Source organism: Pseudoalteromonas sp. QJM3NY_22 (genome assembly GCF_056173065.1).
In genome coordinates this window covers 130,563-143,945 of record NZ_JBWBTZ010000002.1, presented here as the reverse complement: position 1 = coordinate 143,945, position 13,383 = coordinate 130,563, and the positions used below count along the sequence as shown (strand labels likewise).

Sequence of the window (13,383 nt, the reverse complement as noted above, 5' to 3'; positions counted from 1 at the left end):
ATAATACATTTACCTTCTTTTTATACAAAATGTTAGCCCTTATAAACACTTTGATGTTGATTAACAATGCTGTAGCTTGAAGTGTTAATGTTATCTACATAGCGCCAATCGGTTGTGATTTGCTCTTTAGTAATAGTCAGCAACATATAGCCACGGTGTGATAAGTCACAATAGTTTAAGTCGTTTATTAACAATGAAAGCGAGTCAGCCATCTGCTTTGCTTGTGCTGTATTAAGCGCTAAATAATGCTCCATACCCGGGGATGTAACACCAGGTGTTGCAAACTCTACTCCTACGCTTTCGCCTTTTGCATTTTTTAATGTGCCATGCCACGCATTGTGCGTATCACCTGCAACCACCACTAATTTTTTATTTAATGCGGTAACGCTTTTGTACAATGCTTCGCGCTCGCTTGGGTAACCATCCCACGCATCTAAATTATAAGGCATTAAAGTATTTACGCGTGCGAGTTGCTCGGGTGTTACCGCTTTATTTGCTAACACGGTTTTTTTAATTGCAACAAGCTCTTTTAATACCATCGGGATTTTAGTGCGATCGGATTGCGAGAATATTTCAGTAGGCAGCCACATTTTGCTCATGAGTACTTGCTGCCCTAATACTTGCCACTTTGCATTTGACTCAGTTATTGCACTCGTGAGCCAGTTTAGTTGTGTTTTACCTAGTAACTGCCTTTTTGGATTATTTAAATCACTGACAAAGCGCGCAATATCCATTTACTTGGTCTCGGGGTTTTTGTAATCGCTGTAGGCGAGTTGTTTATCGCGTGCTATTACGCGAGTATCTAGCATGTGTAAGCTTATTAAATTACCAAAATCAAACGTGCGATATATTTGCGGGCTTTGTTCGCCCATAGGCGGTCTAATTGGCAGCCATTCGTAATAAGCTTGAATAGCCGCTGCACGACGTTTAAAAAAATCACCTTCGTTAGTGTTGTGATTTTCCGCGCCATTTTTGTATGTATCATTAGCAACTTCGTGGTCATCCCATATTGCAATAAAAGGCGCTGCTGCGTGAAGTGCTTGTAGACCTTTGTCTGTTCTGTAAATTGCATAGCGTTTGCGGTAGTCGCTTAAAGTAATAATTTCACCGCTGTTATCGGCGGCTAATTGGCGGCCAATTTTTTCAGCATTTTCAGTGGCGTATCCACCCATTGGGTACTCGTAAATATAGTCTCCTAAATGCAGTACTACATCTAAATCCTTTTGCTTGGCGGCATCAGTGTAGGCATTAAAGTACCCAGCAGGGTAGTTTGAGCACGACACAACAGCCATTTTTATTTGTTCAATATTACTTATTGGTAGTGTTTTAGCCCGGCCAATAGGGCTTTGTGTTTGCAAACCCATAAAACGGTAAAAGTATTCGGTATTTGGTGCAAGATCTTGCACGTCTATTTTTATAGTAAAGTCGCGGCTTTTATCTGTTTGTTCGTAACCGCTGCGTAATATATTTTTAAAATCAGGATCACTTGCCAGCTCCCATGAAACAGTCGCAATGGAAGATGGTTGAGAGGTTGTGGCTCGCGTCCAAATTATTAAAGCATTACTTAGTGGATCACCACTGGCAACACCATGCTTAAACTCAATTGCTGATAATGGTCTGTCAGCTAGTGTTTGAGCGCAGCCTGTTATAGCGCTGGAAATAGCAACGGTAAATACACTGGCTACTGATGTTTTTAAAAAACCACGACGAGATAAGATAGACATACTGCACTTTTCAATTATTTATAGTAATGGAACTTTAACGTTTAGATATGACGTTTTTATAAACGCTAAATGTATTTACTGTGACTTTTATTAACGTGGGTAAATTGATCTTAATTATTAACCAAATATTGGTCAAAAAATAAAATTAAGTGGTTAGATTAATAGAGTGTGAATTTTTGAAATTAATTAAATTTATAAAAAACTATTTAATTACAATACTTTAATTTTTATTTTCATGTTGGCACAACCCTTGATTATATAACTTCGTCTAATCAAACAATATACAAACAAGGAATACCATTATGAAACATTCAATTAAAATCGCTATGGCAAGTTTATTAGTATTAGGTTCTGCGCAAGTACACGCAACAGAAGTGGACCTAGATGTTACTGATATATTAGCTCAAAGTGTAACAAGCTACGTTAAGCAAACAACATTCGAACTTGAAAAGTCATTAAAAGAAACGCTTTATTTTGATGCTAAAACTGTTTTAGTTGGAATATTAGATGAGGCTGTTTTAACCGAGAATACTGCGTCTAAAAATACTGACGCGAGTGTTAAAAACGTTAAATAAACCATTTAAAGGATTAAAACGATGAGCAGTGAATTTGGGTTATTTGCTTTAATGTTAGCGCCAGTAGCCAGTATGATAAGTGCATATTACTCAGTCCAAGTACTAAAAAGCATGGGGAGCTGGTTTAATATTTAACCAATGGTGGAGTAGGTAATTAATTCGATTCATGCAAAGCTGATCGACTTAGCAAAAGCGCACGTAAGTAAAGGCAGAGTGTTTGAAATAAGTAGACTTTATGAAACGTGCGATTTTTCCATTACCCATTTTTATGTTACCTGAAGGTTATACGCGATTACGCATATTTGAGCCTCGCTATTTAAATATGGTTAAAAACGCATTAAAAAATAATACAGGGTTTGTGCTTTGTACATTCGAGCATGACACGCCTTTTAATATAAGTGCGCAAGGTTGTCTTGTTGATATTATCGATTTTGATCAAGACGATAACGATGTATTATTAATTGATGTATATGCATCTAAAAACGTGCAAATTAATGATGCTTACCAAGACGAAGACGAACTGCGACATGGGCTGGTATCGCCTTGTAAGACGCCTTATTGGTACAAGGACATTAACAACTCAATTGGCAAACATTACCTATTACATGATGCGCTTTTAAACGTCTTTGAAAGTAATCCGGAACTTAGTTTACTGTACAAAAAAACTCATTTTGACAAGTTGCCTTGGATTGCAGCACGTTGGCTTGAGCTCCTGCCTATTTCTATCGAGAAAAAACAGCAACTTGCGTTTGAAACGAACTTTGATAACTTACTGAATTTCCTCCATACTGTGATTAATAACGAATTTGCCTAAATTTTATGATCCTAAATTAATTATTGCCCGTATTACTTAATACAAAAGCAATAACGGGATAAATTATTATGGTAAGTCAACAACAGTCACCACGTTGTGAACCTAATACAGGTAAGTACACTGCCATGCCAGATACGCCGAGTAAAGAGCTCATGCAAGCGCTTATAGACGTTGCGCAATCACGCGACAAAAAAGCGTTTTCCTATTTATTTGAATATTTTGCGCCAAAAATTAAACGCTTTGGAATTAAGCAGTTTGGTGTTGAAGCTCAAGCAATGGAGCTTGTTCAAGAGACGTTAACGTCTGTTTGGCGTAAAGCACATTTGTATCACAGTGATAAAGGTGCAGCGACTACGTGGGTTTATACCGTTATGCGTAATGCTTCATTCGATATGCTTCGCAAAATGAAAAGTAACAAAGAAGAAAACATAAGCGAAGATATTTGGCCGTTATTAAACGAATCACAAGATACACATCACGAATACAGTGATCATTTAGAAGATAAGCAAATTAAGCGCTATTTAGACAAGCTACCAATCGCTCAACGTGAAGTGGTAAGAGGCGTTTATTTTCAAGATATGTCGCAAGAGCAACTTGCACATCAACTTAACATCCCAGTAGGCACGGTAAAATCACGGTTACGTTTGGCCTTGCAAAAATTACGTAATGAAATGGGAGAACAGCATGATTAAACATCACCCGAGTGAAACTCTACTGACACAGTATTGCGATGCATCACTTGCTACATCACTGAGTTTAGCCGTTTCTATACATGTAGATATGTGCCCTGTGTGCCAAGCTAAAGTCGCTAAAATTGAAGCAAGTAATGCAGACGCGTTATTTAGTGAAGAGCCAGTCCAATTTGAGACAGTTCAAACTGAGCAATCTGAGTTATTTGAAGACTTTGAATTGAATGTTCTTGATATGATCACATCTGATGATTCTATCGACGAAGTTTATGAGGTAGAGCCTGTTTCTATTAAAGTAAATGAACATAACTACCAGCTTCCACGTGCTTTAACGCGTATTTCTCATAGTAAATTTACACAAGTTGGTAAGTTAGCGCGATCTCGAGTTTCGCTTGATGATGGTGCGCTACGTTCTAGCCTGTTACACATTGATGCGGGTGGTGAAATACCAGAGCACACGCATACTGGATTTGAAGTTACTCTACTCCTAGATGGTGAGTTTAGTGACGAAGATGGTAGTTACGTACCAGGCGACTTTATATGGCAAGATGGTAGTCATCAGCATACACCTTTAACGAAAGACGGGTGTTTGTGCTTTACAGTTGTCAGTAGTGCGCTACATTTTAATAAGGGCTTCAGCAAGTTACTAAATCCAATAGGTAATTTGATTTACTAAGAGAATATATGCACACAGATATAATAAAAATAGGTATAAGCGCCTGTTTAGCAGGCGAAAAAGTTAGATTTGATACGGGTCATAAAAAATCAAATTTTTGTATGGATGAGCTAGGTAAACACGTTGAATACACACGGTTTTGTCCGGAAGTAGCTGTTGGTTTACCGATACCTCGCCCAACTATTCGCCAAGTTAAAGTGGGCGATACTATTAAAGTATGTCGCCCAGATGGCACTGGCGAAGTAGGTCAGCAACTTACCGAATATGGTAAAAAAGTTGCAACAGAACAAGCTAAAGAGTTGAGTGGATTTGTATTTTGCGCGAAAAGTCCAAGTTGCGGTATGGAACGCATTAAAATATACAATGAAGCAGGCACGGGTAATACCTCAGAAGGCGTTGGTTTTTTTGCTGAGCAAATAATGAAGCACAACCCATTATTGCCATGTGAAGAAAACGGGCGTTTAAACGATATGCATTTACGTGAAAACTTTGTAATGAGAATTTACGTATTTAAAAACTGGCAAAAGTTAGTACAAGAGCCGCTTACGGTTCACAAGCTTACTCAATTTCACTCTCAGTATAAGTATTTGTTGATGGCTCACAATTATCAAGCTTATCGTGATTTGGGTAACCTGCTTGGAACGTTTGTAGGTGACGATATAAATGCAGTTGCTGATGAATATATTTTAGGTTTGATGACAGGTCTTAAAAAGCCAGCTTCTCGCAGAAATAATTGCAACACGCTAATGCACTTACAAGGTTACTTTAAAACTGATTTATCGAAGGTTGAAAAACAAGAACTTCGTGATGCGATAGATGAATACCGCGAAGGATTGGTGCCATTGTATGTACCACTTACCTTGTTAAAGCATCATTTGAAAGTTCATCCAAATGAGTACCTCGAAAAACAAGTGTTTTTTAACCCATACCCTCACGATTTAAAACTACGATTTGGTATTTAATGGATACATTATTTTGGTTTAGGCGCGATTTGCGCCTTTTTTCTAACGAAGCGTTAATTCAAGCGCTAAATGATGGCGCTAAACACGCCATTTTTTTTGTGTCTGAAAAGCAGTGGCAACAACACCAAGCTGCGCCTATTCAGATTGACTTACTCAAGCGCCGAGTTACTTATCTTCAATCACAACTTGCTGATTACGGTATTACTTTACATATTATTGAAGCGCCTAGCTTTTGTGATTGTACGCGCGAGCTTATTAACTTTTGTAAAGCAAACGATGTAAAACACGTAATTGCTAATACAGAATATGAGCTTAATGAAGTAAACCGCGATAAAGCAATTTTGCATGAATGCGATGAGCTTTCTATTACTTTTACTTTGTACGAAGGTGATTTAATTGCGCCTGCAGGCTCAGTCAAAAATCAAAGTAATGAAATGTATAAAGTGTTTACTCCATTTAAACGTGCATGGTTAAAGCAGTATCAAGATACACACTTTAGTTTGCCACAATGGCCTTTAACTTCTGACCCTATTGAATTTGACGAGAGTGATTTACTAAAAAGTGATGGGTGCTCAGATAAGTGGCCGGTTGACGACGAAACATTCTCTACCGTAGTTGATAATTTTATATGCGACAAACTTACAAGTTACGACGACCAGCGTGATATTCCTAGTGTAAAAGGCACATCGGGTTTAAGCCCGTATTTAGCACTAGGTATTGTAAGCACAAAGCAACTGCTTATTAATATTCAGCAGCGTTATCCTGATATTTTAACTACATCAAAAAGCAAAACGTTTACGTGGATTAACGAGCTTGTTTGGCGCGAATTTTACAGGCATTTAATTGCTGAATTTCCGAAGCTTTCGCGTGGCGATAACTTTAACGAAAAGTATAACGCTGTAGTGTGGCGTAAAAGCGAAAGCGATTTTAAAGCATGGTGCGAAGGGCGTACAGGTTACCCGTTAGTGGATGCAGCAATGCTACAACTTAAGCAAACCGGTTGGATGCATAATCGTTTACGAATGGTTGTTGCAAGCTTTTTAACTAAGCATTTATTAATAGACTGGCGTGAAGGTGAACGCTTTTTTATGCAGCACTTAATTGATGGCGATTTAGCCTCAAATAATGGTGGTTGGCAGTGGGCTGCAAGTACGGGCTGTGATGCTCAGCCTTATTTTAGAGTTTTTAATCCTATCAGACAAAGCGAGCGCTTTGATCCAACGGGCAAGTTTATCCGTAAGTACTTGCCAGAGCTTGAAAACGTGCCAGATAAACACATTCATTTTCCACACACTTATTTAGCCGCAACAGGCAAAGATAAGGAATGTTACTGGCCAGCAATAGTTGATCATAAAGCGGCACGAGAACGTGCACTTGCTGCATTTAAGGTGTGATATGGATAACCAGTTACCAGTAGATAAATTTGTTGAAATATACCAACAGCTTAATAGCACTAATCTTGATTTATTGAGTGATATTTACTGCGACAACATACAGTTTATAGATCCGATGCATGAAATTAACGGCATTGTAGAATTGCGCAGGTACTTTGCTAATTTATACAGCAATGTTAAGCATTGCCAGTTTGATATTAGTGATTCGTTTAATAGCGGTAACAATGCTTTTATTTATTGGACTATGCATTATGCACATCCAAAGCTCTCATCAGGTAAAACTATTTCGGTAGAAGGTCATAGCAAGCTTATTTTTAAAGATGGCAAAATTATCAAGCACAGAGACTACTTTAATGTGGGCGAGTTGTTATACAAACACATTCCTTTACTTGGTAGCGTTATAAAGCTAATTGATAAAAGGACAGGTTAATTATGATCACACTTATAACGGGTGCTACATCAGGTATTGGCGAGCAGCTAGCAATTAAATATGCGCAGCTAGGAGACACTGTTATAGCTTGCGGACGTAATAGTGAAAAGCTCGCCGAGCTTGCTAAATACGACAATATTCAAGCTTGTAAATTTGATGCAACTAACCTGCAAGATATAAAAGAGTCTACTATTGGCTTTCCTCATTTTGATCGAGTTATCTTAAACGCTGGTAACTGTGAATATATAGATGATGCGCGAAATTTTGATAGTGCATTATTTGAACGTGTAATAAACGTCAACTTACTTTCTATGGGGTATTGCCTTGAGGCGTTACTTCCTAAAATAAATCCAGGCGGCCAGCTTGTTTTAGTTAGCTCAAGTATTACTTATCTTGCGCTACCTCGTTCAGAAGCTTATGGTGCATCAAAAGCGGGTGTAAGTTACTTAGCAAAAAGCTTAGCTGTTGATTTAAATGATGTTGATGTGACTTTAGTTCATCCAGGTTTTGTAAAAACCCCGCTCACTAGTAAAAATGATTTCCCGATGCCTATGGCCGTTACCGCTGAAAAAGCCGCTGACTACATGATTAAGGGTATTCAAAAACGCCGCAAAGACGTTCATTTCCCTTATCGTTTTACACTTATATTAAAAGCATTACGTATTTTACCACTCCCACTTTGGCTTAGAATCGCAAAAGGATTAGCCCGTTGAAAAAAGTAGCAATAATAGGAACTGGTGTATCTGGTTTAACATGTGGGCATTTGCTTCACAAACATTATGATGTAACCATTTTTGAAAAAAATGATTACATAGGTGGCCACACTGCAACAGTTGATGTTGATGTAAGCGGCATCAAATACGCAATAGACACAGGCTTTATTGTGTTTAATGACCGAACTTACCCATACTTTGAAAAGCTGCTAAAGCGTATTGGTGTTAATAAACAAAAAACAGAAATGAGCTTTAGTGTTCACAACGAAGCCACTGGTTTTGAATATAATGGCCATACGTTTACAAGTTTGTTTGCACAGCGACGTAATATTTTCAGACCAAAATTTTGGCGTTTATTGTACGACATTGTTAGGTTTAACAAATTGTGCAAAGCAATGCATGAAAAAGGTGACTATCAATCTGAACAATCATTAGGACAATTGCTTAACGATAACCAGTTTAACGACTTTTTTAAATACCATTATATTCTTCCTATGGGCGCGGCTATTTGGTCTACCAGTATTAAAGAAATGGAAAACGTAGGCGTTGAGTTTTTTGTTAAGTTTTTCTTTAATCATGGGCTTTTAGATGTAACCAATAGACCACAGTGGTATGTAGTACCAGGAGGCTCTCGTCAGTACATTAAGCCGCTGATCAGAGGCTTTGCTGATAAAATTAACCTCAATACAAATATTAAATCTGTTACGCGTCAAAATGATGAAGTAACAATAGAGTTTGCCAATGGTGAGCAAAGTAAATTTGATAAAGTAATATTTGCTTGTCATTCAGATCAGGCGCTTGCACTACTTGGTGATGCTACGGAGCAAGAAAAGTCAGTATTGGGTGCAATAGCTTACACTGAGAACTCAGTGGTGCTGCACACCGATACAAATCTTTTACCAGATAGAAAAGCGGCATGGGCAAGCTGGAACTACCTACTTAATAACAACACTGATAAAGCAGCTGTTGTCACTTACCAAATGAATATTTTGCAAGGTATACAATCGGATACACAGTTTTGTGTAACGCTTAATCATCTTGAAGGAATAAGTCAAAGTAAAATTTTGCGCGAGTTTACCTATCATCACCCTGTATTTAACCAAGAATCTATTGCTGCTCAAAAATTAAAACACAGTATTGATGGGAACAATAATAGTTATTTTTGTGGTGCTTATTGGTACAATGGCTTCCATGAAGATGGTGTACACAGTGGTGTAGATGTGGCTAAACAGCTTGGGGTCGAATTTGACTAGTGCAGTTTATTTAGGCGATGTAAAACATCGCCGTTTTGCTGTTAAAGAACATCGTTTTAGCTATCCTTTGTATATGATGTGGGTCGATCTAAACAATCCTCAGCAATTAAATGGTGTACATAAAAACTTAGGTACATCAGGCTTAAAAGCCTTAAAGTTTAACGAGGCAGATTACCTACAAAGTTTATCAGCTTCTGACCAATCTCACATTATTGAACGTGCTCATAAGCAACTTTCTTCATTAGGTATAAAGGAAACATTTACTCATGTTTATATGCTTGGGCAACTACGCTGTTTAGGGGTTTATTTTAGCCCTGTTAATTTTTACTTTTTTGGTAATAGCGATAATAGCTTTACGTATATGATTGCTGAAGTAAGTAATACACCGTGGAATGAACGCCATTACTATTTAGTCTCCCTAGAAAAAAAAGTGAACTTTAAGAAGGTTTTTTCCGTATCACCTTTTATGAATTTAGATATGAACTATCATTGGCATATTCGACAGTCGTCTGATAAAACATTGATACATATTGAAAATAAACGAGATGAAGTATTATTATTTGATGCAACACTTCGTTTGAAACGTGCAGAGCTTACTAATCAAGAAGTCAGTAAGTTACTAAAACGTTTTCCGGCCATGACGTGGTCGATCTTTAAAGGTATTTACCATCAAGCGCTAAAGTTATTCATAAAGCGAGTGCCTTTTTTAGGTCACTCAGGTAGGCCATAAAACATATACAGATAGTTAGAACAATAAATAGGTATTTTAATGGATAAAGTGTCGAGCTTAAATTGTGAACAAAGCACGAGTTGGTTAACTAACATATATAAAAAATTAGTAACTAAAGCCTTTTCGTCAATTAAAACTGGTCAAATAGTTTTGATTGAGGGAAACGAAAGAACTATTTTTGGGGATTCATCTTCAGAACTAAAAGCAACTGTTACAGTAAATGATAAAGCAATGTATAAAGCATTTGCTCTGTCAGGCAGCGTTGGCGCAGGCGAAGCGTATATTCTTGGGCATTGGTCTTGCGATAACTTAACCTCATTTATAGAAATATTTGCTATAAATGAAAAGCAACTTGATGAGTTTGAAAAAAAATTCGCATTTTTTAGCAATGTCGCACACCGGTTCAATCATATAAAAAATAAAAATTCTGAATCAGGATCTAAAAAGAATATTGTTGCTCATTACGACTTAGGTAATGATTTGTACGAATCATTTTTAAGTAAAGAAATGCTTTACTCAAGTGCTGTATATCCTACAAAAGAAGCGACACTTGAAGAGGCTCAACTATACAAGCTTAAACGCATTTGTGAGCAAGTTGAGCTTCAAAAAAATGACTCAGTTATTGAGATTGGTACAGGGTGGGGGGCTTTTGCTATATATGCAGCCACGCATTATGATTGCCATGTTACAACAACAACTATATCTGACGAACAACACGATTACGTAGCAAATAAAATTATTGAGCTTGGTCTTGAAAATAAAATAACGTTACTCAAGCTCGATTACAGACTATTAAAAGGCAAGTACGACAAGCTTGTTTCTATTGAGATGATAGAAGCGGTGGGCCATGAGTACTTACCTAGCTTTTTCACCCAATGTGGTGAACTGTTGAAAGATGATGGTGCTATGCTCATACAAGCTATAACTATTGGCGATCAGCGTTATAAGCACTACTTAAAAAATTCTGACTTTATCCAACAGTATATTTTTCCGGGCGGATGTTTGCCATCACTTAACGAAATGAGTGAGCAGATTAAAAATAATACCGACATGGTAATTCATACTGTTAATGATATTGGTGCTCACTACGCACGAACATTAGCTGATTGGCGAACCCGTTTTATAAAAAGCTGGCCTGACTTGGATCGTTCAAAATTTGATGAACGCTTTTATCGCTTGTGGTTATTTTACTTTGCTTATTGCGAAGGTGCGTTTAGAGCGAGAGCTACAAGCACAGTGCATTTAATGGCACGTAAACCGAGGTTTATGAGCGATAACGATGATATTGCGCTCGGTTATTAATTTTGTTTTATTTCAAGCAGTGTGGTTTTTATCACTGCTGCTTGAGGCTGATTCGCTATTTTTTAGCGGATTGATTATTGTTTTAATGTTTTGTTTGTCAAAGCAGAAAAAACAAGACACCTTACTACTAATTAAAGCCCTACCTTTAGCAATGTTGTTAGAGTTTATAGCGGTAAAGTTAGGCTTGTTGGAATTTAAAGTTTATCCCTTTTCTTTATGGCTCGCCTTTTTATGGGTTGCATTATTACTTTCTTTAAACACCTCAATGATCTTTTTAGGTAGGTTAAAACTTTGGCAGGCCTTTTTAGTATGCATGGCTTTTGCGCCAGCAAGTTATTGTGCTGGGGCGCGCTTTGAAGTAATAAGCTTAGGCTTACCTTTATGGCAGTTTTGGCTCGTTTACGGTGCGCTTTGGTCTACTATGTTTACTGTTATTCTTTTTATAAACCAAAAAATCAAGTTATTCATCAATCGCTGATCGCCCACAATTCCCACTTCGTAACATTACTCATTGACTTGAGGGAGCTTATTTTGAAACTTATACTAAAGGCAGTTACTTTTTATTTGCTTACAACTTCAATTGTTTTAGCTGACACACAGTTTAATAAAGTAGGCGAAGCACGAATGGAGTATTTATTTTGGGATGTATATGACGCGGTTTTATTTACCCCTTCAGGTAATTACAGCGCAGGAACGCATCCTATTAAATTTAAACTTACCTATTTACGTGACTTTGAAGCTAAAGAAATCGTAAAAGCAACAAATGAGCAGTGGGAGCATATTGGAAAAAAAGAGCTAGCAGACAAATACGACAGTAAATTATTGTCTATTTGGCCTGATATTAGAAAAGGCGATTCGCTAACGCTGATCACTAATGAGCAGGGAATGAGTGTTTTTTATCATAATGATGAACAAATTGGTGAGATAAACGAACTTCAATTTTCGAGTGACTTTTTAGCCATTTGGCTTGACGAAAAAACTTCCGAGCCAAAACTACGAAAGCAATTATTAGGGAATTAATATGAATATATTAAACACGTTAAAAACAGCATTAATCTGCTTATCGGCTCTACTTTTAATCAGCTGTTCAGCGCCAAATGTTGAACATTATAAAAATACATCGCCAAATTTCGACTTTAAAACATTTTTTAGTGGAAATTTAAAAGCCTATGGCGTTGTACAAGACTTTAAGGGCGAATTGACCCGTAAGCTAGTTGTTGATATGAATGCAACTTGGGATGGTAACCAGGGCGTTATTGAGGAAGATTTTGTTTACGATGATGGTGAAACACAAAAACGTATTTGGAAAGTAACGCTTAATAACGATAACAGCCTAACGGGCACTGCTGATGATGTTATTGGTGTAGCTAAAGGGAAAAGTAATGGCAGTGTATTTCATTGGAACTATAATGTTGAACTTGCATATGATGACAGTACCTTAAACGTTAATTTTGACGATTGGATGTACTTGGTTACACAAACGCGCTTGATAAACCGCACATCTATTGTTAAGTTTGGTGTCGAGGTTGGGGAAGTGACCTTAGTTATCGAAAAAATATAGTTTATTATGTTGCCTAAGTTGCACCAAAATTGTACTTAAATTAAGTTGTTGTTAACCCAACATGCTGTATTTTACCGAGAATTATTTAAATTTTATGTGTTTTTGAAGATTTTAAACAAAAAATGCAATTTGCTGTTGCTAACTGTTTAAAAATGCATAAAGATAGGATTTGCGAAGGCAAAATAATAACGAATAGGAATCTAACAATGAATAAAGCTCAATTAGTTGAAAAAATTGCTACTGATGCAGAAATCTCTAAAGCTGCCGCTACTCGTGCTCTTGACGCGTTTACCGGTGCTGTAACTTCTTCTTTAAAAGAAGGTGATTCAGTAGCGTTAGTTGGTTTTGGTACTTTCTCAGTAAAAGAACGTGCAGCACGTACTGGTCGTAACCCGCAAACGGGTGCTGAGATCCAAATCGCAGCAGCAACTATCCCAAGCTTTAAAGCAGGTAAAGGTCTTAAAGACCAAGTAAACCCTTAATAGGTTTAACAAATTAAATAAAAAAAGGGCTAATTAGCCCTTTTTTTTATCTATTAAAAAGCCAAATTTCAATGGCTT

15 protein-coding genes and 1 pseudogene are annotated in these 13,383 nt (G+C 37.2%); 15 read left to right on the top strand and 1 reads right to left on the bottom strand.

The features are described 5' to 3' along the window. Positions 1–32: 32 nt before the first annotated feature. A pseudogene (locus tag AC0VZ4_RS20975) lies at positions 33–1,724 on the bottom strand (alkaline phosphatase D family protein). A 302-nt stretch (positions 1,725–2,026) separates the two neighbouring features. Here AC0VZ4_RS20975 and AC0VZ4_RS20970 point away from each other — a divergent pair. The 15 genes from AC0VZ4_RS20970 to AC0VZ4_RS20900 all read left to right on the top strand — a co-directional run bounded on the left by AC0VZ4_RS20970 (position 2,027) and on the right by AC0VZ4_RS20900 (position 13,305). Continuing rightward, positions 2,027–2,299 (top strand): hypothetical protein, encoded by a 273-nt coding sequence (locus tag AC0VZ4_RS20970; RefSeq protein WP_007376333.1) that lies wholly within the window; start codon positions 2,027–2,029, stop codon positions 2,297–2,299. A 235-nt stretch (positions 2,300–2,534) separates the two neighbouring features. Then, the gene (locus AC0VZ4_RS20965; RefSeq protein ID WP_008137099.1) at positions 2,535–3,113 is read left to right on the top strand and encodes an LON peptidase substrate-binding domain-containing protein; all 579 of its coding nucleotides are present in this window, start codon (positions 2,535–2,537) and stop codon (positions 3,111–3,113) included. 68 nt (positions 3,114–3,181) lie between these two features. Next, positions 3,182–3,805: a sigma-70 family RNA polymerase sigma factor gene (locus AC0VZ4_RS20960; RefSeq protein ID WP_475442021.1), complete on the top strand. Its 624-nt coding sequence runs from the start codon at positions 3,182–3,184 to the stop codon at positions 3,803–3,805. Continuing rightward, positions 3,798–4,478: a ChrR family anti-sigma-E factor gene (locus tag AC0VZ4_RS20955; RefSeq protein ID WP_007376330.1), complete on the top strand. Its 681-nt coding sequence runs from the start codon at positions 3,798–3,800 to the stop codon at positions 4,476–4,478. Before AC0VZ4_RS20960 ends, AC0VZ4_RS20955 begins: the two co-directional genes overlap by 8 nt. Before the next feature lie 8 nt (positions 4,479–4,486). Next, positions 4,487–5,440: a YbgA family protein gene (locus tag AC0VZ4_RS20950; RefSeq protein ID WP_007376329.1), complete on the top strand. Its 954-nt coding sequence runs from the start codon at positions 4,487–4,489 to the stop codon at positions 5,438–5,440. Next, a complete protein-coding gene (gene phrB / locus AC0VZ4_RS20945) occupies positions 5,440–6,834 on the top strand; it encodes a deoxyribodipyrimidine photo-lyase (RefSeq protein ID WP_475442020.1) in 1,395 nt (464 codons plus the stop codon). The genes AC0VZ4_RS20950 and phrB overlap by 1 nt, the downstream gene beginning before the upstream one ends. Before the next feature lies 1 nt (position 6,835). Next, positions 6,836–7,264 (top strand): nuclear transport factor 2 family protein, encoded by a 429-nt coding sequence (locus AC0VZ4_RS20940; RefSeq protein WP_096794583.1) that lies wholly within the window; start codon positions 6,836–6,838, stop codon positions 7,262–7,264. Positions 7,265–7,266: 2 nt separating this feature from the next. After that, complete coding sequence (locus tag AC0VZ4_RS20935; protein WP_475442019.1) at positions 7,267–7,977, top strand: SDR family NAD(P)-dependent oxidoreductase; 711 nt, start codon at positions 7,267–7,269, stop codon at positions 7,975–7,977. Then, positions 7,974–9,230 (top strand): NAD(P)/FAD-dependent oxidoreductase, encoded by a 1,257-nt coding sequence (locus AC0VZ4_RS20930; RefSeq protein WP_475442018.1) that lies wholly within the window; start codon positions 7,974–7,976, stop codon positions 9,228–9,230. The genes AC0VZ4_RS20935 and AC0VZ4_RS20930 overlap by 4 nt, the downstream gene beginning before the upstream one ends. Next, a complete protein-coding gene (locus AC0VZ4_RS20925; protein ID WP_475442215.1) occupies positions 9,223–9,960 on the top strand; it encodes a DUF1365 domain-containing protein in 738 nt (245 codons plus the stop codon). The genes AC0VZ4_RS20930 and AC0VZ4_RS20925 overlap by 8 nt, the downstream gene beginning before the upstream one ends. Before the next feature lie 39 nt (positions 9,961–9,999). Beyond that, positions 10,000–11,262 (top strand): SAM-dependent methyltransferase, encoded by a 1,263-nt coding sequence (locus AC0VZ4_RS20920; protein WP_008137087.1) that lies wholly within the window; start codon positions 10,000–10,002, stop codon positions 11,260–11,262. Further along, entirely contained in the window at positions 11,240–11,740 is a 501-nt protein-coding gene (locus AC0VZ4_RS20915) for a DUF2878 domain-containing protein (RefSeq protein WP_475442017.1), read from the top strand. The genes AC0VZ4_RS20920 and AC0VZ4_RS20915 overlap by 23 nt, the downstream gene beginning before the upstream one ends. 53 nt (positions 11,741–11,793) lie before the next feature. After that, positions 11,794–12,282 carry a chalcone isomerase family protein gene (locus AC0VZ4_RS20910; protein ID WP_149614918.1) on the top strand — a complete coding sequence of 163 codons (489 nt, stop codon included), beginning with the start codon at positions 11,794–11,796 and terminating at the stop codon, positions 12,280–12,282. Between the two features lies 1 nt (position 12,283). Then, complete coding sequence (locus AC0VZ4_RS20905) at positions 12,284–12,823, top strand: DUF3833 domain-containing protein (protein ID WP_007376320.1); 540 nt, start codon at positions 12,284–12,286, stop codon at positions 12,821–12,823. Positions 12,824–13,029: 206 nt separating this feature from the next. Next, entirely contained in the window at positions 13,030–13,305 is a 276-nt protein-coding gene (locus tag AC0VZ4_RS20900; RefSeq protein ID WP_002962474.1) for an HU family DNA-binding protein, read from the top strand. The last annotated feature ends 78 nt before the right edge of the window (positions 13,306–13,383 follow it).